This window comes from Arthrobacter sp. 05T410 (assembly GCF_056396505.1).
This window is the reverse complement of the sequence record NZ_JBFTLP010000036.1, coordinates 1-23,239: the sequence shown is the minus strand read 5'-3', so window position 1 is coordinate 23,239 and position 23,239 is coordinate 1. Positions and strand designations below refer to the sequence as shown.

The window sequence follows — 23,239 nt, the reverse complement described above, 5'->3', positions numbered from 1 at the left end:
ACTCATCGTCGTGTGGCGTCCCCTGGTGGAACACCCGGGCTCGAAAGCTTGCGGATCCGGTCGCTGAGATGCCTGAACGCCGTACGGCTCACCTCGTAGTCGATCTGTTCGAGGAGTTGTGCAGCCGCGAGGTCGTTCCTGGCCACAAGGACCGCAGCGAGGCTCAGGTGGCGTTCGGAACCGTGCAGCGCGCCAAGGCCCCGCCAGTAGGTTGACTCCGCCAGATCGGGCTGGTTCGAAGCCAGCAGGGCCAATCCGAGGTCGAAGTGCAGATACTCGGTATCGGCGGTGTCTGTGGAGACCGCGTTGATGTAGAGCGGGACGGCGGCGGAAGGATTCCCCAGCGAGTAGTGACACCACGCCAGAAGACCAAGGTCATCCGCACCGTAGACCGACTCGGAGCTCAACTGCCTGATAATGGCTTCGAAGTGTTCGCGAGCTAATAGGTCCTCGCCTAGGAGCCGGAGGGTATCCGCCAAACCCCGCCGATGCCACGAGTTCTTCGGCTCCTGGCGCCACGCCCCGTCGTAAGCTTTCTGGGCCTCCCTGAGGCGCGTCCGGGCACTTTCGTCGAGACGGGGCGGCTCACCCGGAATCCGTTCGGCGATGTCGACGAGGACGGCGTTCTCTAGTGCCCAGCCGAATTCGAACAGCGTGTCGGCGGACGGATTCGAGTCCTGGAGCGGTCGGAGGACCTCCGCTGCGTCGGCCCACTGCCCGACTTTGTTGAGGGTCTGGCCGCGGACGAACCGCACCCACCCGTCCTCCAACCCGAGGTCGAGGGCCAGGTCCATGGCCATGGCCGTCCGGTCCAGTGCTGCGTCGTATTTCTTCTCGGCGGCGTCGACTAGCGCGACGTCGGCCAGCAGAGCAGGTTCGCGCTCCCCCGACGTAAGCACACGATCTGCATAAATTCTCGCTCGCGCTGGCTTGCCCAGATCAAGGTAGACGTACAGCAGGCCGGTCATCGCTCGGACCTCGCGTGTGTCCAGTTCGAGCGCGCGCAGAAGACAGTCCCGCGCCTCCGTCGGATTGCCTGCCAGTCGCAGTGACTCGCCGCGCCGGATGAGATCGTCGACGGTCCCTGCCCCGACGGGTTCTATGTCAGCGAAATCCAACGTACGAGCGGCCTCATCGTAACGACCGAGACGGAACTCAAGATCGGCCAGCTCCCTACGGAGTGCAATGGCGCCGCTGTCGAGGTGAAGCGCGGCGCTATACGCTTCCAGCGCGTCCTCCCCCGACCCTTGCGCGCCCAGCGTTCGTGCGAGCTCCCAGTGTAGGTCTGGAATGCCGGGATGGGCTTCCAAGTCCCCGCGCAACTCGGCCAGCGCTGCATCAAACTCCCCTGCCTGCCGAAGGGCAGCGGCCCGTGCCACCATCACCCACGCCGGCGGGTCTTCTCGTTTGCGGAACGCGTCGACCAGTTCGAGTGCAGCGTCGTTCTTGCCGTTCCGCAACAGCAGGTCAACGCCGAGTTTCACCGTTTCCTCGTCGGCGGGATCCAGCTCCAGGGCGCGCTGCACAGATTGCAGTGCCGCTGCGGGCCGATCCATCTCGTCCTGGACAGCGGCCAGGCCTCTCCAGGCATCCGGCCATTCGGGCGCCAACCGAACGAGCTCCTCGAAGGTGGACTCCGCCGCCGGGAAATCCCCACTCTGCTGGTACACGTATCCCGTGACCGCGAGAGCGATCGGATGTGTCGGCTCGCGATTCAGCGCGGCCGTCGCCTGTTCCCGGGCTGCGACATGGTCGCCAGCCTCGAACTCCAAAGCGGCCAGCTCCGCCATCACCCACGGCATCTCGTCGGAGAGCTCGAGGGCGCGGAGAAGGTCGGCCCGCGCATCTGCCGTCCGCCCGAGTGCCCGAAGCACCTGGCCGCGTGTGCCGAGGTTCCACGCATCGACGGGCCCCCGCTCAACCGCTCTGTCCAGCAGCGGCAAGGCCTCGTCGAAGTCACCTCGGGCGCGCAAGACGTCCGCCTTCATGCCCATGGCAAAGACATCGTCTGGGAAGTGCGCCAATATGGCGTCCAGCGCCTCGACCGCGCGCTCGTACTCGCCGCTGATGCGCAGGATGTCCGCCTTGGCCCCGAGGGCCCTCGGATTGGCGGGCGTCAGCAGTAGCACGTCGTCGATGACTTTGAGCGCGCTCACGTTGTCGCCCAGCAGGCGCAAAGCGTCCACCAGGACCAGCTGCGCGTCGACCCTCGCGGGCCCCGCTTCCTTAGCCGAGGTCGCAACCTCCACCGCTTCGTCTAGTCGACCGACCGCCAGGAGTGTGCGAGCCGCGGCCAGGTAGGCCTCGTAAGCACGCGGATCTCCGCGGGCCCACAAGCTGTCTCCGAGTAGGCGCATGGTGGTGGGATCGTCGCCATTCCCGTCGGCACTGACGATCTCACGCAGGATCGACTCCGCCTCCTCGGGCCGGTCGCTGTTCAGCATGATGCGAGCCAGACGATGATGCGCCTCGTGGGACGCGTCGCCCTGCTCCACCGCCCGCTTCAACGCTCGCTCCGCATCCGCCGTCCTCCCGAGGATGTCCAGCACAGCGCCGTAGTCCGCCCATGCGTACGTGGCGACGTCCCGCGAGCCGGTGACCAATTTGAACACGCCGAGAGCTCGCTCCAGCAGACCGGCCTGGTCAGCCGTGGATCGGCCGGACGAGTCGAGGAGTTGCGCGCGCAGGCTCAGAGCGGAGGCCTCGATGACGCTGAGGTCATCCGTCTCCTCGCGCCCGAGTGGTCTCGACCTCCGCAGCCGATCGATATCGACGAGGATCGTGTCCACGGCCGACTCGGCAGCCTTACTGCGTCCTGCCTCGGCATCGGTCCGCGCGCGCTCAAGGTCCAACCGCAGCCGCGTCGCTTCGACCGCCGACGACCAGATGCGGGGCCGCATCGTGGTGGAGCGCAACTTGGCGCCCTTTCTGGGGGTGCTGTCATCGGGTACGTTCATCTCGTTTTTCCTCCCGGTTCGTGGGACCCCTCGGCGTCAACCCTCGCCCCGAGCTGCGCCTCCAGAAGCCGAGCGCGGCGATGGCAAGGTCGCGGGAGCTGCCTTGCGACGTGAAGCGCTGGTACCACGCGGCATTCAGCACGTCGCGAACCGTCTGCTGCTCCGGGGAAACCTTTGACAGCGCCAAGTCCAACGTCTCCCGATCCGTCAGGGACGGCCATTCCATCGCTGCATGCCACCTGCGCGCATCGAAGCGGATTTTACCTCCCTTGGACCCGAGGAACTGGTTCATGTAATCGGACCACGCCGTCACGCGCTCGCCCTTAGCAGGCCGCGGTTCGCTTCCGACGCCGTTGTGCTGAATCGATGCCTCCCACTGGTTACGGAGGGAACCGATGAATTCCTCGAGGATGGCGCCTTCATCCATGAACGCCAGCGTCGAAAGGATCATGCGCACCCGCTCACTGTCGGAGAGGCTGTCTGGCAGATTGGCGATCGACGCCGGCACGGGCTCCAGCTTGGTGAACATGCTGGCAAGTGCATACGCCGGCCCCGCAGTGAAGGTAGCGAACGCGTCTGCCAGCACAACTCGCAACTCGCCAGCCGACACCCCGGGCAGTCCAGGGTACTTGGCGACGAGATCGTTCTCGTCCACCACGACCAATCCGAACTGATACGCCGCCAACGGCACCGCCCAGACGGTCCAGTCGGGAAACCCCAGGCGGATCATGCGCGAGACGGACCTTACCGTGGCGCCTGCACGACCCGGAACGGCCATCGAGTGCCACAGATCGTTGCTGCCGATGTAGTAGATCTGGCGAATGAGTTCATCGGCCATGACGCAGACGTCGCGGTTGTATTCCGCCTCGTCCTCCGCCTCGTCCTCCGCCTCGTCCTCCGCCTCGTCCTCCCCCTCGTGTAGAGGAGAAGGAGGCAACCCGCCAAGGCCTGTGTCCCTGAGGGCGAGGCCGCCAAGGAACTCCACATACTCCGAGAAAAGCGCGTCGCTCTGGTCACGAATCAAATCGCGATAGGTCTCCCACGCTTTGCCCGGTACTGTATGGTCGATGCCGTCGATCGTCTTTATGAGGGCAACCGCCTCGTCGTGGAAGCTCTGGTCGACATGGCGGTCGAATGACTCAGCGGCAAAGGACGACCATCGCGTTCGCATGGCGCGAGCAATCTTCGCGGTGCTCGCCGCCTGCTTCTCGATCCGATGGATCATGGCAAGCGCTTCCTTGACACTTTCCACCACCTGCTTGAGGTTGCCCCCTTGCATCTCTCCTTGTGGATTGATGGTTTTGGCGTTGCTGAGCGCGGTGTCGAGACGTGTCCTGATTACATCCCTGATACTCGCCCTGAAATCGTCGTCGCGCTCGAAGAGCATGGTCAGGCGGTGGATGTCCGAGCGCCGCCCTGCTACGAAGTCTTTGGCTTTATCCACTTGTTCGAGGTTGGTCCGGATGGTCTCCAATCTCATTCGAAGAACCACATCTCCTTCGTCACCGACATCGACCGACGGGTCCATTACCCCTCCTTGACTACGCGCTTGATGAGGGCAAGCGCCTGCTTCTCGAGGATCGCGGGCTCGTTGCCTTCCAGACGGAGCCGCCATGCCGTGCCGACGACGTCGCGAACGGTCGTCGAGGCTGGCGGCACGTGAGCTTCCTCGAGCAAGTAGCGCTCAAGGGCGTCACCGATCGGTTTGCCGTAAAGGGCAGGCTTCAGAGGCCCCGTGCCGATCTTCCAAAAGCGGCTCACCAAGGCGTCGAGCCGTATGACCGACGTCTTGTCGACCTCCACCATGACTCCCACGCTCGAGGCCTGCGAGAACCAGGCCGAACGCAGCGCCTCGGTTTCGGCGCGGTAGGGATGCTGGAACTTTCCGGCTCGCTCATCCATCCGGCGAAGTGTCTCGAGGACCAGATGGATCCGCTTGTCCACTGACGGATGCGTGGCAGTCGATGATCTGCCGTCCTCGAACACGATCTCGGTTCTCGCTTCCTTCGGGTCGAACCTGCTCAAGACAAGCGCCCCGCCGTACGCCGGCCCGATCGCGCAAGTCGCGAAGAAATCGGCGAAAAGTTCCTCACGCTGGCGGGGGCTGCCGCCTTCTACCAGCACTGCCCGCACGGGATTGTGACTCGGCTTCCCGGCGCCGCTGGTGTCGAGCGTCTGCGCAATCACGTGACCCATCTCGTGGAGCGCCACCGGTAGCGACCAGAACCCGCGCGCGGAGCATCTCAGGCCGATCACTCCCGTGCGGTAGGACGTCCTATCCTCGGATCCTGGAACAGTGAGAGCCCGCCAGTCCACGGGCAGGCCATCGGTGACTTCCGCGAGGAGATGGTCCGCCACCGCGCACAGACCCCCATCGGCGCCCCGATCCCGCAGAATTGCTCCCGCAGCGAGTGTGAGACATTCCAAAGCCAAGGCGTCGACGTCAGCCTGGTGTTCTCTCATCCGCATCCACAACTCGGCGGTGGAGACGGCGACTGCGTTGTCCAGCATGCCAACCAACGCGTCATCTCTGGCGCGGATGGCGCGACCAGCCGTCCGCAACACAGCGTTTGGAGCAGCTTCCGTCACAACTTGGTCTGCCATCAGAATTGTCAGTTGCTGCAGGTCTCCTCTTGCCTGGACACCACGCTGGATCACGGCACGTCTCGAGATATCCACGTCCATGATCACGTCCCCGCCAACATCCGCCAACCAACGAATCGTAATGTCTGACGCCCCGCGTGCAGGACGCCGCACTGAGCACGGAGTTCATTCACAATGGAGCGCATCATGCCCGCCGCCGGCCACACCCAGTCCGCGCGCTGAGCGGTCCCATGAAGTCGGTAGGCTTCGCCACCGCGATTTTGATGGCGCTCGGGGTGCGAAGCTTCCCCAAGATATCGCTGACCCCGGGTGCCCGGACTCACCAATTCGGTCACGTCACCCACTAGTTCTTCGCGAACGGAACCGTCATTGGCGGGACCTGGCTGCTCTCGCGACCCGGCGAGGGTCGGCAGTCGTCGTGCTGGGGACAGAGCGAAGATCGCCCGTGCCGTGGTGAAGACGAGCTCGGCGTCGTCAGGATGATCCGTGCGGTCCGCCGCAACTGTCAGTTCTTGGCTGTCGCGCATCATGGTGGTTGAGGTCCTTGTCGGCTCTGCCGTCATTTCGGCGCGGTCGAGGCTCTCTGATGGAAAGACTAGCCCATCCAGGCGGTCCTGGACCTCGACGGAAGCGAGGTCCCAGTTAATCCGAACCGTTTCAGCGTCTTGGCCCATGGCCACGACAAGCATTCGCAACTCGGCGAACGGATCGACGAGCAGCAGGTCCCACATAGCGGCCTCCTGCTCGGCCTCACGCAACTCGTCACCCATGCCACGGGTCGGGTACTCGCGTGGCAATGCGGTGCGGATGTCGAGGTCCTCTGGCTCCACTTCCCGGCCCCATTCGAGCGAGACAACCTGGTCTGGGGACCATCCGAGAATCGCCTGAGCACATTCGGTTATCTGGTCCATAATCTTGGTCACGTCGCTGGCGCCTGTCCCGTGAACGGAGAGCAGTTTTGATCGCACGGCGCATCCTTTCGGAGAACATCCCAGTTCACTCCTTTGCAGAGTCAACCACGCCCACCGTTACGGCGGCGTTACTAACCGCATGCTTCAAATAGGTGTGCAGCGGGCACGGCCGCGAGCTGAAATAGGAGACTGCTGAATTGGGGCGTATCTGGCTTCGCTGTCCGGTTCCTTGGCTGGGCGGGTGCGAGTGCCGTTCGTTGTGCGGGTGACTGAAAGCCCGGCCCGCACACCGCCATGTCCTGGACGCTTGGAGCACAGTCCGGACAGTCCTGCCAGACCTCCCGCCCGGACACTCGAGGAGGCGGCCGCCGGTGACCGCAAAAACCAACGAGCCAGCCCGAAAGTAATGTCACACAGAACACGTGGCTGCACGAACTGGTGTCAGCAGAAATAAGCAAGGAAGGTCCCCGGAGTTCCACAGCATCACGTCTACACGGATGTGGACAAAGTCCACGCTATCTTTGGCCGGACAAGGGGCCCCGATCTCTCCCCCAGACCCACAGTAAACAGGGAATGCGGAGAAAAGATCTTCCAGAAACTTCGCGCAGGTCATGTCGTCAACAGGACACCGCGGCATGAAGAGGTACAGAGCCAACCACGGCCACCAGAACAGGCCAGAAAGGACCCGGATGACCCCACATCGCAGCTGGCGGAGGGCACACCAGCCAAGGCGCTGACCCCGCCACCCCCACAACTTCACAGGCCACCGCGGCAGCCACAGCCAGGCCAAGCCGAGGAAACAACGTCAGAGGGACCCAACCAGGGTGAATGTACACACGTTAAAGCAAAAACCCCCTCAGACGAGGGGGAATGCTGTGAACCGCCGAGGGCTAGGCCGGGCCCATGACAAGGCGCCTTCCTCGCACCCGCTCATCGCGGAAGCCAAGAATGCCAGGATCGGGATCACCAAAGTGTCGGGGCCGCGATCGTCGGTCCAATACTCCAGGTGCATCACGCGTTGTCGCCCAGAGGCGCCAGGACTTACGCCGTTTTCCTGCTGTCCGATGGCTGCGGTCAAGACTGTCGTCAATGACTTACGGTGGGCAGCCGCCACGACGTCGGTTGGGTGGGCGCCCCACCTTCACGGGAGTGATTGGTCCACTCCCGGTTCTGGGGTTCCGCGGCCGGCGGCGTCCATCCGGCGCTAATGATGGCTTGGACGAGGTCGCGGTCTTGTTTGGGTTCGGGCATGCCGGCTTTATGTGCCGCATAGGAGATCGCGTGGATCAATTCGCCGAGCAGATGCAGGTCATGGAGTCGTGGGTTCGTCTTTGAGACGTCCGCATACCATCTGCCCGACTCGTCCGGGTCTTTAAGGCCCTTCACCGCTGTGGGCCTGGACTGGGATTGGAGTTCCTCTGCGACGGGCTGCTTGTCCGGGACGTGTCCTGTCGGTCGGCGGACCGGAGGGACCCAGCCGGCCGTCATGACGGATCCGGCGCTGTAGTTCTCTCTTTCATACCAGGGCGTGTCGAACCAGTGGTCTTTAGGGAAGCGAGTCTCCATTGCCGCATTCGTGAGCAACGCGGCAAGCAGGTCCTCGTTATCCACGTGCGGGGAGCCGGCCCTCAATGCCCGGTACCAGCCGGACCAGTCAAGTCGGGAGACTGGAAAGTTCATTTTCAGGGATTCGGAGTAGAAGTACAAATGCTTCTTCGACTTCGGGTTCCAGACCATGGGTGACCCCGCGCGACGCACTTCGTTCACCACGTCCCTCCGACGTCGTCTTCGAACGTGGCCATGATCCGGACACATTCCCCAAAGTTGTCGACAGGGCGGCATCATCCGCGAACCATGTCGTCGGGGATGTCATCCACATGACAGCGTCCTCCGCCTTCCAGCGTATTCGTCCGCCATCTTCCTAAAGTCCTTCATGAGCCGTCGCACTCTCATCCACCCGGCCCCGCCGGGTGAAGGTTCAAAGACTTATTACACAAGCACAGTAACGCTGTAGTAACGGCATCGCGACTTAGATGGCGATCAGAGCAGTAAAACTACGAGTTGATGGGGGCATGGTGGGCAGAGCAACATAGTTTTGAAAGAGATGGGTTGGACACCATCGGCCCGACACCCGGAGCGCATCTGAGAACTTGTAGAAGCGACTTAGGGTCAGAGTCGAAAGGCCGGGGGCGATGCTAACCCGAGTTGCAGGGCGAGTCCCCCTTTCGGGGCCCATGACCCAGAACCACTCGACCATGGTAGCAACAAGCCACTTACGAGGCACCGCTCCACGATTTTGCAAACTGTTGAGTTAGGTCAGAAAAATGGATGGTCCTCGAACGCGGCCGGTTATCGCCCTGTTCGGCAGTAGCGGCGGTAATTCAAAGCAAACACTCCAACGAGCTGAAAGTCTGGGGCGTGCCGTCTCAGCGTATGATGCGATACTCCTGACCGGCGGAACCGGACCCGCCGAAGAGCCAGTTAAAAACCGCGCTATTCGAGGGGCCCTGACTCTTGACTCCGGATGCTGGGTGGGCGTTGATCGAACCCGGGGGTCCCTGGCCGAAGGCGGTGCCGAAGGAAGGGGATACGCCATCAAAAGCACGCTCAATCATCAGCGCAATTACCTGGAAGCATGGCTGGCTGACGCCGCAATAGCGTTGAAAGGGGGCGAGGGAACAATGTCAGAAATAACTGCCTGTCTGCTCGAAAAACGCCCCGTTGCCTTGGTGGGTGGGGGCTGGAGAAATGTATTCGATCTTGATGATGATAGACCCAAGGCGCTTGCCACTCTTACCACTGCAGCGGTCAAGACTTTCAAGAATAGGGGTGCACACGCCCTAGAGGGCCACCTGATAGAAGAAGCTACTATCACCGAGGGACTTCTCAATATGGGTGCCTATGCGTACTTCGAATCAAATGAGCCTGCAGAAACCATATTGAACTGGCTGACGTCGAAGCTTCGGCTAGGTGGCCCACTACCAGGCAGCTTTCCGGACATCCCAGGGCACGACAGGGTCAAGGCAGGTTACCTCACATGGCTGGAGACGGTGCCACCGCGGACATGGTCACCGCCGCAGGATGAGCCTTCCCGACCGACTCCGCCCTCGGGGGCTCCGAGTCCGGTGGAATCAAGCCCTGACCCTTAGGATAAGCGATGCTATTGGGGGTAAACCTCTCCTTATTGATCGGGCCGACCGTCCCGATCCCGGCTACGCCCGACATTGCGGAGGCGGTCCAGAGCGTGTCGGTCACGCACAACGATGAGGGCCGGTCCGGCTTCCAGATCGTCCTGCAGGTGGGACGCGCGGGACCGACAGATCTGCTGGATTACCGCCTGCTGCTCAACCCGCTGTTACAACCGTTCAATCGCGTCATCTTGACCGTGCTCTTCGGTCCGGTCCCGCAGGTGCTGACGGACGGCATCATCACGAACCAGCAGTTCTCGCCGGGAAACCAGCCGGGCGGTGCGACCCTGACTCTGACCGGCGAGGACGTCAGCGTCATGATGGACTTGGAGAAGAAACGGGCCCAGTATCCGGCCATGAGCGAGCCGCTGATCGCGCTCATGATTATCGGTTCGTACGCGCAATACGGCCTGTTGCCGATGGTCATACCGCCTCCCTGCATCGACCAACCTGTCCCAACCCAGCGCACGCCGGTACACCAGGGCACAGACCTGGAAGTGCTCAAGGACATCGGGCAACGCTTTGGTTGGGTTTTTTTTGTCGAACCGGGGCCGCTGCCCGGCATGAACTTCGCGTATTGGGGGCCGCCCGCACGCTCGGCCGTGCCCCAGCGCGCACTGTCAGTCAGTGTGGGGCCGGAGACGAACGTGGAATCGATCAACTTCACGTATAACGGTCTTGCTCCGACCGTCGTGAATGACATGGTGCAGGACCAGCTGACGAACCAACAGGTTCCCGTGAGGACCTTTGCCAGCACCCGCGTGCCGCCGCTCTCGGCCAAGCCCGCGCTGCCCTTCCAGCTGCCGAACGTGCGGACCAGCCTGCTTGAGCCCAACTCAGGGCTGAACGTGGTGCAGGCGTATGCGCGGGCACAAGGCATCACGGACAAGTCGGTGGACAGCGTGGTGACAGCCCAGGGAGAACTGGATGCCCTGCGCTACGGAGGGGTCCTCAAGCCGCGCGGCGTGGTCGGGTTGCGCGGCGCCGGTTTCACTTACGATGGCCTGTACTACGTCAAGAGCGTGAGCCATTCGATCAGCAAGGGGCAGTACAAACAGCGCTTCAGCCTGACTCGAGAAGGCACAGGGGCGTTGACACCGGTGGTGGTCCCATGACCCAGTACTTCGGCAAGTACCGCGGCAAAGTGGAGAACAACATTGACCCGCAGATGCAGGGTCGTGTCACCGTATCAGTGCCTGCCGTGACCGGCGCGGGCACGTTGAACTGGGCTATGCCCTGTTCGCCCTACGCGGGCAACGGCGTCGGCTTCTGGGCCATTCCCCCGAAGGGCGCCAATGTGTGGGTGGAGTACGAGGGGGGCGACCCGGAACGCCCCATCTGGAGCGGCTGCTTCTGGGGTATCGGTGAGGCACCGGCCGTACCCCCGGTGCCGCAAATCATCACGCTCAAGACGGAGACTTGCACGCTGACGTTGAACGATCTGCCGGGCGCAGGCGGAATCACGATCGAGACCAAGAACGGGATGAAGATCACTATGAGCGCCACGGCGCTGGAGATTACCGACGGCGCGGGCGGCACCATCAGCATGCAAGGTCCGAAGGTCAAGATCAACGGTGGGGCACTGGAGGTGATGTAATGCCGGGCTTTTTGGTCCATGTAGGTGCGACAATCAAGTGCACGCATGCCGCGGGACAGGCAACCATCGCGCCGTCGAATCAACGCGTCAAGGTCGGCGGCATGCCCCTGGCTCTGGTAACCGACCAGACAACGGTGGCCGGGTGCCCGTTCCAGGTGCCGGTGGGCGCGGGGATGAAACCCCAGCCCTGCGTCCGGGTGATGTGGCAGGCGCCGGCCACGCGCGTCAAGGTGATGGGGCAGGCGGTTCTGCTCCAGAGCAGTTCGGGCAGTTGCCTGAGCGCCGAACAGATCCCGCAGGGCACACCCCTCATTGCGACGACGCAGATCCGGGTGCGGGGGATATAAGTGACAGCCATGCAAGCAGACTTTCCATACCAGATGGACCGGCAGGGACGGACCGCGACGACGTCCGGCGATGCGTACGTCCGCGAGTTGATCGAGCAGTTGCTCTTCACCATGCCGGGCGAGCGCGTCATGCGTCCCACCTTGGGCTCGGGCCTGGCTCAGTTAGTCTTCCAACCGAACAGCGAAGAGCTGGCCACCGCGGTCGAGTTCCTCGTGCAGGGAAATCTCCAGCAGTTTCTCGGCGAGTTGATCGTGGTGGAGGCTGTGCAGGTGACGAGCACTGATTCGACCATCGAGGTCAAGGTGCAGTACATGCTGCGACGGAGCCAGCAGCGCCGCGCCGAAAAGTTCAGTCGTCAGATCTGAGGGCGGGATGAAGCTTCATGAGTAACGACATCAGTTCCGGCGGAATGGTCTACTTCTGCTGCGAGCCGCGCAGGCGGAACGAGATTGCGCGGCTGATCGAGGACGGGGCAACTAACCTCAACGGCATCGATTTCCTGGAGGTGCTCGACGCGCCGACCCAGGCGCCTGCGGACCGCCAGCGCACCCTGTTCGTCCATTTCATCCAGGACCCATCCGGCCTGGGGATCGTCCGGGAGAGCCTGCGGCTGCAGGGCGGTGAGCGGATCCGCGACGTGCGGGTGGCCACGGCCGAGGTGCGGGTCGAGCCGCTGGCCGGCACGGCCGTGCCCGTGCTCGTCGTCGTGGTCGACACGGCCGGAGATTTCTCCACTTACACGCTGCGCCTTGTGCCGACGAGCGCCAGCCCGCTGCCTGGCCTGGACCCCATGCTCCGGGCGGTGGATTTCTCGTTCAAGGTGAACTGCGAGACGAAGTTCGACCCGCTGCACCAGCGCGGTCCCGGCGGGGGCGCGTGCCCGCCCGGGCAGCGGAACGAGCCGAGTCTCGATTATCTGGCCCGCGATTTCAACAGCCTGCGCCAGCTCATGCTCGACCGTATGTCTGTGCGGCTGCCTGATTGGACCCCGCCCGGCGGGCAGCGTAACCCGGCGGACCTCGGCGTCGTGCTGGTCGAGCTCCTCGCCTACGTAGGCGACCAGTTATCGTACCGCCAGGATGCTGTCGCCACGGAGGCGTACCTGGGCACCTGCCGGCTGCGCACTTCGGCGCGGCGGCACGCCCGTCTGGTCGACTATTTCATGCACGACGGTTGCAACGCGCGCGCCTGGGTCCAGGTGCGCCTCGAAGACGGCACGCCGCCGTTCGAGCTGAGGGAGGCGACCTTCTACAGTGCGGTGCCCGGCCTGCCCCGGCGCATCATCCCGGACTCGCGCGACCACGCGGCCGCAGCCAACGGGGCGGCGGCCGCGTTCCAGCTCCTCGAGCCGGCCCTCTTGGCGCCTGAGCACAATGAGATGGCCTTCTACACGTGGGGCGCGCGCGAGTGCTGTCTGCCAAAGGGCGCGGTGCGCGCGACCTTGCGGGGCGACCTGCCCAACCTCCACCGGGGAATGGTCCTGGCGTTCCAGGAGGTACGCAGCCCGCGGACCGGCGACCCGGATGATGCGGACCTCAGCCGCCGCCATGCCCTCCGACTCGTGGATGTGAGCGCGGGTAGCGATCCGCTGGGCGGCAGGTTCAACGACCCGCCGACTAACGGCCCCGTTCCCGTGACCGAGATCCGCTGGGCCGACGAGGACGCGCTGCCCTTCCCGATCTGCATCTCCGCTGAGACCGCCAAGGAATTCGGCGCGAGATTCGTGGATGGGGTCAGCGTCGCGCTGGGCAACATCGTATTGGCGGACCACGGAGCGGAGGTCAAGGAAGACCTGGGTGCCGTCCCCCAGAGCTCGATTCAGCAACTGGACGTGACAGGAACGGCCGGGTCGGCGTCAATGCAAGCGGCGTGCCGCGAAGACCGCGTTGTGGTCGCACCGGTCCGGTTCCGGCCATCGCTCAAGCGCGGGCCTGTCACGCAGGCCGTGCCCTACGACGCGCAAAACAAGACACCCTCCGCGGCCGCAGTCATGCGTTTCCAGCCGCGCGATGCACTGCCCGCGATTAAGCTGGAGGATCAGACGACTGAGCCCTGGGCGCCCCGGCTGGACCTGCTGAGCAGCGGCGTGAAGAAGCACTTCGTGGTCGAGGTGGACGCAGAGGGCGCCGACTTCGGCGGCGGGCGCTTGCGGTTTGGCGACGGCAAGCACGGCGAGGCACCTAGAGCGGGGAAGTTCACAGCCACCTACCGTGTGGGCAACGGCCGTGCCGGCAACGTGGGGGCGCAGACGCTGGTTCACATTGTCACAAGAAAGAACGGTGTCCTTGACACCTCCAATCCCCTCCCCGCAACCGGGGGCGTGGACATGGAGACGATACAGGAGGTACGCCAGTACGCGCCCTTTGCCTTCAAGCCGCAGACGGTCCCGGGCCAGGTCGGCCGGCCCCTCGGTGCCACCCTCCGCCGGGCAGTGACCCCGGCCGACTATGCCGCGGTAGCAGAGGCGGCCTCCGTCCTCGAGACGAGCGACGTGCAGCGCGCGGCGGCAACCTTCCGCTGGACCGGGAGCTGGCGCACGACCTCGGTGACCGTAGACCGTCGCGGCGGGGGACCCATGAGTGCGGAGTTTGAGGACGCGTTGCGGGTGTACATGGAGCCGTACCGGATGGCGGGGCACGACGTGGAGATCGAGCCGCCGAAGTCGGTGGCGATGGAGATCGCTATGCGCGTGCGCGTGAAGCCGGGATACTTCACGAGTCAGGTGCGCCGCGCGCTGCTGGACGTGTTCTCGAACCGGCTGTTGCCCGACGGCCGTCGCGGGGTATTCCACCCCGATAACCTGACCTTCGGCCAGAGCATCTACTTGAGCCCGCTGTACGCCGCGGCGCAGGAGGTCGACGGCGTGGCGTCGGTGGACATCACGAAGTTCCAGCGGGCCGATTGGCCGGGCGACGAGGCGCGCGATGCGGGCCGGCTGCCCCTAGGCCGCCTGGAGATCGCGCGGCTGGATAACGACCCGAACTTCCCCGAACGGGGCGTGTTCGAGTTAAGCCTTGAGGGGGCCCGATGAACAACGGAAGCACGGTCGCAGGTGCCAATGCCCTGTCGCTGGATCCCTCCATCCGCCAGCTGGCGGACTGTGACTGCTGTGGGGGCCTTGGGTTGCAGGCCCCCGAAGTGATCTACAACCGGCCGGGCCTGTCGAGCATCCGCTACCGGATCGGCACGCACAGCCGTTTTAAGGCCACTATGCTGGCCCGGCTCTCTTCGGCTGACCTGCCCAGCCTCCACGGCCTGACCATGCGCTCGGACAGCGACTTCACCATCGTGCTCCTCGACGCCTGGGCCGCGGCTGCGGACGTGATCACCTTCTACCAGGAGCGGATCGCGAACGAGGCGTTCCTCAGGACGGCCACGGAGCGCTGCTCGCTGGCCGAGCTGGCGAATCTCATCGGCTATATCCCCCGGCCGGGGGTCGCGGCCAGCGTGTACCTCGCCTTCACTCTCGAAGAGACCGGCACGCCGGGTGACATCCCCGTCCCGAATGGCACCCGCGTACAGAGCATTCCCGGGCCCGGCGCGAGACCGCAGATTTTCGAGACCGTGGAAGCGGTCGCGGGGCGCACCGAGTGGAACGCAATGCGCCCGCTGCTGGTCCAAAAACACCCCGGACTGACGAAGGAGACGAAGCGGGTGACGTTGCGCGGAACTGCGACAAACCTGAACAACGGCGACAGCGTGCTCATCCTAGTAGGGGCAGGGCCGGCGAACCGGGAGGTGAAGCGGGTGCTGGCAGTGACGCCGAATCCGGTGAGCCAGATCACGACGGTGGACCTGGCCGAGGACCCGCCGGACCCTCCGCCACTCCGGTTCATCTACCTGGCGCCTGTCCTGTGGAATACCGCGCCAGTGAAGCTGACGACGACGGCCGTGAAGACCAACATCCTGGCGGGTTCTTGGAAGCAGGCGGATCTCAAGGCGTATGCGGCGGTCCAAGAGTGGTCCCTGCCGAAGCTAAGCCTGAACATCGTGAGGCAGGCGGAGATGGTGCTTAAGTTCTTCCCGCCGGAGGAGGGCATCTTTGCCCTGCGCCAGCGGGCTTCGATCTTCGGCCACAACGCGCCCCAATACAAAAACCTAGCAGCCAACTTCGTGACGACCCAGGACGGGACGCGGAAGGAGATCGATCCGCTTCCCTACCCGGACGACTGGGAGACCCGCACACTCGGCCAGGAGCCCGGCGCATCCGCCGGCGGGAGCAATGCGATCGACCTGGACCAGCCGCATCCCGGGATCGTGAAAGGGAGCTGGCTGGTACTGGAGACCTCAAACAACCGCGACGTCTACACGGTCCTGGACAACACCGAGATCAGCCGAGCGGACCATACGCTCAGCAGCAAGGTCTCGCGCGTCAAGCTCGACACGAGCACCAACTTCAACAAGTACACGCTGCGCAACACGACCGTGCTGGCGCAAAGCGAGAAGCTGGAGCTGGCCGAGCTGCCCGTCACCGATACGGTCAAGGGCAACCGCATCGTGCTGGATCGCGCCTACCTGGGGCTCGAAGCCGGACGGCCGGTGGTGGTTACGGGGCTGCGGACAGACCTGGACGGGGTGACGGACAGTGAGGTGATGATCCTCGCCGACGTTGGCTTCAACCAGGGGCGCACCGAGCTCATCTTCGTCAACGACCTGGCGAACGAATACGAGCGCAAAACGTGCACGGTGAACGCCAACGTCGCGCGCGCCACGCACGGCGAGACCAAGGTCCAGGCGTTGGGCAGCGGAGACGGGAGCCGGGCCTTCCAGAAGTTCGTGCTACCCGAGCATCCTCTGACCTTCGTACCGGCGGACACCGCGCAGGGCGCGGCATCGACCCTGCAGGTGCGCATCAACCAGCTGATGTGGCAGGAGGTACCCTTTTTCTACGCGCACGGCCCCGACGAGCACATCTACATTACGCGCACGGACGACGAGGGGAAGACGTCCGTGATCTTCGGCGATGGCCGGACCGGTGCGCGGGTGCCTACGGCCGCAGAAGGGGGCGGCGAAAACGTGGGCGCCACCTACCGCAAAGGCAGCGGCGCCGAGGGCCTTGTCGCTGAGGGCCAGCTCTCCCTTCTGATCACCAGACCGCTGGGGTTGCGCGAGGTGACGAACCCCGTGGCCGCGGGCGATTCGGCGGATCCCGAGAGCAGCGAGGACATTCGCCGCAACGCCGCGCTCCCCATACGCACCCTCGACCGCATCGTCTCCTTGCGCGACTACGAGGACTTCAGCCGTGCCTTCTCCGGTATCGCCAAGGCCCTCGCCACGTGGGCGTGGAATGGGAGGGAGCGCGGGGTCTTCGTGACAGTGGCGGGCTTGGGCGGCAAGCCGATCGAGCCGGGCAGCATCACATACGCCAACCTGCTGAAGGCGGCCCGCGAAGCGGGCGATCCGACCGTGCCCATACGGCTGAAAACCTACCGGGCCGCCTTCTTCCGCCTCTCAGGGAAGCTGGGCGTCGACCGGGCGTATATCCAGGACGCGGTCAAGGAAGAAGTTGAGGCGGCGCTGCGGACCCGGTTCTCGTTTGACGCCCGGGAATTCGGGCAGCCGGTCGCCAAGAGTGAAGTCATCGCAGCGATCCAAGGTGTCAAGGGCGTGCTCGCCGTGGATCTGGACGAGCTGCACCGGGTCGATGCGGAGGAGGAAGAACTGAAGACGACTCGCCTCTTCGACACGCTGGCCAGCCAGGTGCCGGGTTCTTTGGGCGGCACTGGCGGCAGCACGGCAACGCTGGCAGCGGAGCTGTTGCTCCTCGATCCGCGGCCCCTCGAGCTCGGCACGATGGCTATCTGAAAAGGGGCACCCATGCGCACGCCGGAAAGGGTAGTCAAATGAGCACGACCTTCGACCTCGAAACTATCTACAGCCTTCTGCCAGCGGTCTACCGCACGCGCGACGCGGCCATCGCCGACACGCTGGAAGGCCTGCTCACACCTACCKAACAAGCCCAGCTGCAGAAGCTGCGCAACCGCCTCGGCGGCGGCAAGGGCGCCGTGCCGCTGAATGAGACCGAGCAGCGCGAGCTCGCGCGCCTCGAGGAAAAGCGGGTGCGCGGCCCGCTCAAGGCGCTGCTCACGATCATCGCGGAACAGGTTGCGGGGCTCGAGGAGAACATCGAGCAGCTTTATGACGACCAGTTCATCGAGACGTGCGCCGAATGGGTGGTCCCGTATATCGCCGACCTGATCGGATACCGGCCATTCGATCCGCGGCTGCAGGATCAGCTGGGAAGCAGCCGGGCTGACGTGGCGAATACGATCCGCTTCCGGCGGCGCAAGGGCACCGCGGCCGTCCTTGAAGAGCTGGCATCGGACATCACGGGCTGGGACGTTACGGTCGTGGAGTTCTTCCAACGGCTGGCGGTGACGCAGTACCTCAACCATTTGCGGCTGGAGACACCCGGCCATGGGTTCAACGGCGGCCTTGAGCGAACGTTCGACCAGCCGGGGACTGTCAACCTGCGCCGGGCGGACCGGCTCGAGCTTGCGGGCACGCCATTCGATCCCGCTTCGCACACCGCAGACGTTCGGCGCATCAGCAGCCAGCACGGGCCGAACAGCAGCCGCGGCTATTGGAACATCCCGAACTTGGGCATCTTTGTCTGGCGTGTTGGCAGCCACCACCTCACCGATGCGCAGCCTTTCCGAGTGGATGCCCGTCGCTATCTCTTCAACCCGCTCGGTGCCAACACGCAGCTCTACTGCGCGGCAGACCGCGAGGCGGACGTAATGAGCCTGGCGGGCCCGCTCAACGTCCCGATACCAATCACGCGGCGCATGCTGCGAAGCAACCTCGCACAGCTCTACGGCCCCGGCAAGAGCCTCACCGTCCAGCGCGGGAATCGCGTGCTGACCATCGACGAAGTCGATGCGTGCGACCTGTCGGACACGGGCCCCGACCCGAACAACAGCCAGTGGGCCCACCCGAATCAAACGCGGGTGGCGATCGACCCGGTACTCGGCCGCATCTACCTCCCGACCAACGTTCCGGCTGAAGAGGTGCGCGTGAGCTATTACTACGGAGCGCTCTCGGACATTGGAGGCGGAGAGTACGTCCGGGAGGAACGGCTCCGCGCTGCACCGGGAAAGCTTCGGCGGATCCCGATAGACCCGGCGGACCAACCCGACTTGGTCCAGGCGTTGGCCGACCTGGGGGGCGCTGGCACGGTGGAGATCACTGGCAGCTGCCGCGACACCGGCCTCACCGAGCTTACCGTCTCGAGGGACAGTCAGCTCGAGATCCGCGCGGCCAATGGGAGCCTGCCGCTGATCCAGTTAGGAGGAGACCTGGTGATCGGCGGCGGCGACAGCGGTGAGGTAACCCTCAACGGCCTCCTGATCGCGGGCGGCCGGATCACCGTGCCAGCCCTCGTAAACGGGCAGCCGAACCGCCTGCAGAAGCTCAGGCTGGTGGACTGCACGCTCGTTCCCGGACGCGCGCTGTTACGCACCGGGCAGCCGGTCGGCGTCGTCACCAGCCTGGAGGTAGAGGCGCCAAACGTCTCCGTTGAGATCGACCACAGCATCGTCGGCGGGTTGCGGGTGACGGACGAGTCGAGGTTGAGCATGTCCAACAGCATCATTGACGGCCTGGGACAGGAGGAGGTGGGCTACGCCGCGCCGGGTAACGCGGGGACGGATGGCACGGGGCCCGGCGGTGAGCTCACCGTCACCTCGTGCACAGTGATCGGCAAGGTGAACACGGTACTCCTCACGGCGTCCAACAGCATCTTCCATGCTCGGCGCGGTGCGGCCGACACCTGGAACGCGCCTGTCAGGGCTTCGCGGCGCCAGGCCGGCTACGTGCGGTACAGCTACATTCCGTTGGACGCACAGGTTCCGCCCCGCTATGCCTGCCTGCCACGAACGACCGTGGAGGCGATGGAGATGGTGCCCCGTTTTGTGTCGCTCAGCTATAACAGTCCGGCCTATTGCCAGCTGCATGCGAGCTGCCCCTGCCGGATACGTACGGGCGCAGAGGACCAGGGCGAGATGGGAGTCTTCCACGACCAGTACGCGCCACAGCGCGAGGCCGGGCTCTGGACACGGCTCGACGAGTATCTGAGGGTCGGGCTGGAAGCCGGGGTGCTATTCGCCTCGTAGATGAGGACATGTTCGTAGCGCATTGCTAAACACTCGGCCACCAGGAGGAAAGCATGAAAGGTGATTTTTCCCGCCAGACCTTCAAGCAGGACAAGCACTACAATGGCGTGCTCATGCAGCAGGGCCGGGTGCAGCTCGATGCTGACTGGAACGAGCAACAAGCCATCAACCGGCACCGGGCGGAATCTCAAGCCGCCGATCTCGTCGGGCCGGCCGGCGCGCCCAAGAGCCGCCCCGGATTCGGGATCACCCCTCGGGGGAACGGTCTGCAGATCGGCGCAGGCCACTTCTACGTGGACGGGTTGCTCTGCGAGAACGACGAGGACGTACCATATTCGGCTCAGGAGGACGTCCGGCTCGTGACGGGGAACCTCTTGCCTGTCCCCGCGGGCCTCTACATCGCGTACATTGAAGCCTGGGACCGTCACATCAGCGCGTTGGAGGACAGTGAGGTCCGCGAGACGGCGCTTGGCGGCCCGGACACGGCCGCCCGCTCCAAGGCGGTGTGGCAGGTGAAACTGCTGCCGGTGGCCGACCCTGGCGGCTCGGTCACGTGTAACACCACCTTCGCCGAATGGGACCAGCTCCTGCGGTCCAGGCTCGTCGGCATTCCCAATGCAGGGAAGATGGCCGCGCAATCGCGGACCGTCGTACCCAGTAACGACCCCTTGTGCATCCTGCCTCCCAATGCGGGCTACCGGCGCCTGGAGAACCAGCTCTACCGCGTCGAGGTCCACCGGGGCGGGACGCGCGAAGTGGCCCGCTTCAAATGGTCACGCGACAACGGGACTGTGGTCAGCGCCATCGAGCCGGACGATAACGGCAACGTGGCAAGCGGGAGCCAGATCATCGTGGCGGAGATCGGAAAGGACACGCTCCTCACGCTTGCCTCTGAACCCCTGCCCCAATGGCTGGAGCTGACCGACGATCGTTACGAGCTGACGGACCAGCGCGGCACGCTGGTCCGCGTGCAAGGGGTGGATCCCGCAACGCGCACCGTCACGTTCGTGCCTGGCCCGTTGCCCGATCTCGACCCTGCCCGACACCCTCTGGTGCGGCGGTGGGACCAGCGCGGCGGCCGTGCGCCCGAGGTCGAACCCACCGACCAGGGCGTCCCGATGACCGGTAACTGGCAGTCCCTGGAGGACGGTGTCGAGGTCCGTTTCGCAGACGGAGCCTACTCAGCAGGGGACTACTGGTTGATCCCGGCCCGCACAGCCATCGGCGCCGATACGGGTAGCGTGGAGTGGCCAAAGGACAGCGGAAACCCCACACTGCGCTGGCCGGATGGCACCCCCCATCATCTGGCCCGCCTCGCGCTCGTTCGATTTGGCGGGGCCTCATTCACAGCAGTCCCGAACGGCGACTGCAGGCCGCTGTTCCCGCCGCTGACGGCGATCACCGCCGAAGACGTGAGCATCTCGGACGCCACCTGCCGGTTCGGGACCGCGACCACCGTGCAGGAAGCGATCGACATCCTGTGCTCGCGCAACGGCTCGCTCTGCAACTTGCTGGTGGGACCCGGTGAAGACCTGGCGGCCGCGCTCGGCAGGCTGGGGCCGAATCCGGCAGGTGGCCGGCTCGACGCGCTCATCTGCCTGCGCCCAGGCACCTACACGCTGCAGGCCCCGCTGCGCATCCAGGGACTTGGGCACATTCAGGTGCTAGGCGTGGGGCCAGGGACGCGCATCGAAGCACCGAACTCCGAGGCTGCACTGGAGTTCGTGGACTGCCTCAGCGTCAGCGTCCGCCACCTATCCGTCAGTGCGGGCGCCCCCGGCGGGGGCGGCTCCCTCAACGGATCGCTGACTTTCCTCGACTGCCCCTCGGTGACGGTCGACGGCGCGAGCGTGACGTGCGCTGGCGGGCCCCAGCGTGCGGCCTCGTGCATCACCATCCGCAACACACAGACCGAGGACACCACCAGCGCGAACGTGCACACCTGCAATCTGGAGGTCGGGCACCGGCAGGTTGGCGTCCTGCTCGTCAACGTCGGCCGCAGCCACGTCACCGACAACGTGATCCAGGCTGGTGCGAGACCACCCGACGACCTGCTGTTGAAGGACGTGGACTACCGGGCGGCCCTGCGGCGCCAACTTATCGACCATGTCAGTTTCGGCGGCACAATGGTTCCGCCCCCGCCCGGCACGAACGCCACTGTCACCTACAACGGCCAAGAGGTGCACTTCCGCTCGGATCCCGGTCTCTCCCATGGTGACCGGAACGACACCGACTGGAGCCGGGCGATCACGACGCTCACGCCTGCGGGCATCACCAGCCCACGGGCCCTGAAGCGATGGCTAAAGGCGTTCGCCAGTGCCATGCTACTGAGCGGCGGGACCGGGACTGGGGGAACGCCGCTCTTTCGCAAAGTGATTCCCACACTTCTTCGAGAGGACACGCCTGCGGCTGACCAGGGCATCGTGGTCGGCGGTCTGTCGGCCAGCGAGGTGCTCGTGAGCGGAAACACAGTTATCGACGCGGTCCAGGGAATCCACGTCGGCTTCGGCAGAGGAAGAACGAGGGGAATGGCGGGGGTAGTGATGATAAAGGACAATAACCTCAGCGTGAGCTTGCCAACCAGTGCGACACGGGAACGGTTCGGGGTGTTCGTTGGCAACTGCAACAGTCTCGTGATAGATGGCAACTTCGCCATTCTTTACCGGAATTCCCCCAACGCCAGCTTGCGGATCGAGGGCATGCGCGTGTTCGGGACGATAGGCAAACGCGTGATCATACGTCACAACCACATGGCCGCGGCTTCTAGTGTGGCGGCGGCGTTCACCATCGGTGTCACCTTTGCCCCACTCGAACCCTTGCCTGCCCAGCCCCTATGGATCATCACGGAAAATTTGATGGAGTCGTCGGCGACCAAAGTTGACGTTCCCTCAGACAACGGTTACGACCCCGTCGCGGTCTCTAGCAAAACACTCGGCTTCAACGTGAATTTCGCTTGAGGTCAACTGGAAAAAATGCGAAGAAGGTTGGGCGTGAGTAGCTATTGGTTAGACTGCCGAGTGGTTCGTCAGAGCGACGGTCTACATCCTTGGGTAACACCGGGGTTGCCTGTTTAACTGATTCGCTAGAGGGTAGAAGGGTTCGATTCCTATGTTCGCGTCGAAGACGAGACTTCCGGGTCTCGTCTTCGCTTGTAAGGCCCACTTGCCAGTGGCGTGCTTGGGGACCACTAACAACAACGCTCACCCGGATACTTCCGTGCTCACGCACGACGCGCCTGACGGCGTCTTCGCACGGTTGCTGGGCGAACTCGAGGCCACGGTTGCCTCATGCTGGAAAAAGCCGCATGCTGAGGCCCGGTTGGTCGATGCCACAATGGAGTGTAGGCAACCCTTTGACGGCACTGCAACGCCTCGCGGACCGGGCGCACGTACTCAGGGCGGCCATGCTCGGGCTGGACGACGTAGAACCTAAGTCATCGGCCGTGCCTTCAACCCGAAAGTCATTCATGTCGGTCAACCGCAAAGTGTCGGCAGAGGAACTCGCGGAGCAACCGGCTCTG

The 23,239-nt window shown here is 64.3% G+C and carries 14 protein-coding genes; 9 read left to right on the top strand and 5 right to left on the bottom strand.

The window, feature by feature from the left end; genetic code table 11:
* Positions 1–2: 2 nt before the first annotated feature.
* From AC1DFR_RS21995 to AC1DFR_RS21975, 5 genes are all read right to left on the bottom strand, one after another.
* Entirely contained in the window at positions 3–2,957 is a 2,955-nt protein-coding gene (locus AC1DFR_RS21995) for a tetratricopeptide repeat protein (protein ID WP_476874470.1), read from the bottom strand.
* The gene (locus tag AC1DFR_RS21990) at positions 2,941–4,485 is read right to left on the bottom strand and encodes a hypothetical protein (protein WP_476872180.1); all 1,545 of its coding nucleotides are present in this window, start codon (positions 4,483–4,485) and stop codon (positions 2,941–2,943) included. Before AC1DFR_RS21990 ends, AC1DFR_RS21995 begins: the two co-directional genes overlap by 17 nt.
* Positions 4,485–5,642, bottom strand: a complete 1,158-nt coding sequence (locus AC1DFR_RS21985; protein ID WP_476872181.1) for a hypothetical protein — start codon at positions 5,640–5,642, stop codon at positions 4,485–4,487. Before AC1DFR_RS21985 ends, AC1DFR_RS21990 begins: the two co-directional genes overlap by 1 nt.
* A 2-nt stretch (positions 5,643–5,644) precedes the next feature.
* A complete protein-coding gene (locus tag AC1DFR_RS21980) occupies positions 5,645–6,529 on the bottom strand; it encodes a hypothetical protein (RefSeq protein WP_476872182.1) in 885 nt (294 codons plus the stop codon).
* Between the two features lie 1,029 nt (positions 6,530–7,558).
* A complete protein-coding gene (locus tag AC1DFR_RS21975) occupies positions 7,559–8,242 on the bottom strand; it encodes a hypothetical protein (protein WP_476872183.1) in 684 nt (227 codons plus the stop codon).
* A gap of 554 nt (positions 8,243–8,796) precedes the next feature.
* Between AC1DFR_RS21975 and AC1DFR_RS21970 the strand changes: the two genes are divergently transcribed.
* The 9 genes from AC1DFR_RS21970 to AC1DFR_RS21930 are packed head-to-tail and all read left to right on the top strand — an operon-like array spanning position 8,797 to position 22,676.
* On the top strand, positions 8,797–9,621 hold the full coding sequence (locus AC1DFR_RS21970) for an SLOG cluster 4 domain-containing protein (RefSeq protein WP_476872184.1): 825 nt from the start codon (positions 8,797–8,799) through the stop codon (positions 9,619–9,621).
* Between the two features lie 8 nt (positions 9,622–9,629).
* Positions 9,630–10,775 carry a hypothetical protein gene (locus AC1DFR_RS21965; RefSeq protein WP_476872185.1) on the top strand — a complete coding sequence of 382 codons (1,146 nt, stop codon included), beginning with the start codon at positions 9,630–9,632 and terminating at the stop codon, positions 10,773–10,775.
* On the top strand, positions 10,772–11,257 hold the full coding sequence (locus AC1DFR_RS21960) for a phage baseplate assembly protein V (protein WP_476872186.1): 486 nt from the start codon (positions 10,772–10,774) through the stop codon (positions 11,255–11,257). Before AC1DFR_RS21965 ends, AC1DFR_RS21960 begins: the two co-directional genes overlap by 4 nt.
* Positions 11,257–11,604: a hypothetical protein gene (locus tag AC1DFR_RS21955; RefSeq protein WP_476872187.1), complete on the top strand. Its 348-nt coding sequence runs from the start codon at positions 11,257–11,259 to the stop codon at positions 11,602–11,604. The genes AC1DFR_RS21960 and AC1DFR_RS21955 overlap by 1 nt, the downstream gene beginning before the upstream one ends.
* 9 nt (positions 11,605–11,613) lie before the next feature.
* Positions 11,614–11,970: a GPW/gp25 family protein gene (locus AC1DFR_RS21950; protein WP_476872188.1), complete on the top strand. Its 357-nt coding sequence runs from the start codon at positions 11,614–11,616 to the stop codon at positions 11,968–11,970.
* Between the two features lie 17 nt (positions 11,971–11,987).
* On the top strand, positions 11,988–14,636 hold the full coding sequence (locus AC1DFR_RS21945) for a baseplate J/gp47 family protein (protein ID WP_476874469.1): 2,649 nt from the start codon (positions 11,988–11,990) through the stop codon (positions 14,634–14,636).
* On the top strand, positions 14,633–17,410 hold the full coding sequence (locus AC1DFR_RS21940) for a putative baseplate assembly protein (RefSeq protein ID WP_476874468.1): 2,778 nt from the start codon (positions 14,633–14,635) through the stop codon (positions 17,408–17,410). The genes AC1DFR_RS21945 and AC1DFR_RS21940 overlap by 4 nt, the downstream gene beginning before the upstream one ends.
* A gap of 38 nt (positions 17,411–17,448) precedes the next feature.
* On the top strand, positions 17,449–19,719 hold the full coding sequence (locus AC1DFR_RS21935) for a hypothetical protein (RefSeq protein WP_476874467.1): 2,271 nt from the start codon (positions 17,449–17,451) through the stop codon (positions 19,717–19,719).
* Between the two features lie 53 nt (positions 19,720–19,772).
* Complete coding sequence (locus tag AC1DFR_RS21930; RefSeq protein WP_476872192.1) at positions 19,773–22,676, top strand: DUF6519 domain-containing protein; 2,904 nt, start codon at positions 19,773–19,775, stop codon at positions 22,674–22,676.
* Positions 22,677–23,239 lie beyond the last annotated feature (563 nt).

Bases quoted from the DNA above. Each gene is read 5' to 3' on its own strand.
- AC1DFR_RS21990 (WP_476872180.1), bottom strand. From the start codon at position 4,485: ATGGACCCGTCGGTCGATGTCGGTGACGAAGGAGATGTGGTTCTTCGA.
- AC1DFR_RS21945 (WP_476874469.1), top strand. From the start codon at position 11,988: ATGAGTAACGACATCAGTTCCGGCGGAATGGTCTACTTCTGCTGCGAG.
- AC1DFR_RS21960 (WP_476872186.1), top strand. From the start codon at position 10,772: ATGACCCAGTACTTCGGCAAGTACCGCGGCAAAGTGGAGAACAACATT.
- AC1DFR_RS21955 (WP_476872187.1), top strand. From the start codon at position 11,257: ATGCCGGGCTTTTTGGTCCATGTAGGTGCGACAATCAAGTGCACGCAT.
- AC1DFR_RS21970 (WP_476872184.1), top strand. From the start codon at position 8,797: ATGGATGGTCCTCGAACGCGGCCGGTTATCGCCCTGTTCGGCAGTAGC.
- AC1DFR_RS21985 (WP_476872181.1), bottom strand. From the start codon at position 5,642: ATGGACGTGGATATCTCGAGACGTGCCGTGATCCAGCGTGGTGTCCAG.
- AC1DFR_RS21930 (WP_476872192.1), top strand. From the start codon at position 19,773: ATGAAAGGTGATTTTTCCCGCCAGACCTTCAAGCAGGACAAGCACTAC.
- AC1DFR_RS21965 (WP_476872185.1), top strand. From the start codon at position 9,630: ATGCTATTGGGGGTAAACCTCTCCTTATTGATCGGGCCGACCGTCCCG.
- AC1DFR_RS21950 (WP_476872188.1), top strand. From the start codon at position 11,614: ATGCAAGCAGACTTTCCATACCAGATGGACCGGCAGGGACGGACCGCG.
- AC1DFR_RS21940 (WP_476874468.1), top strand. From the start codon at position 14,633: ATGAACAACGGAAGCACGGTCGCAGGTGCCAATGCCCTGTCGCTGGAT.
- AC1DFR_RS21995 (WP_476874470.1), bottom strand. From the start codon at position 2,957: ATGAACGTACCCGATGACAGCACCCCCAGAAAGGGCGCCAAGTTGCGC.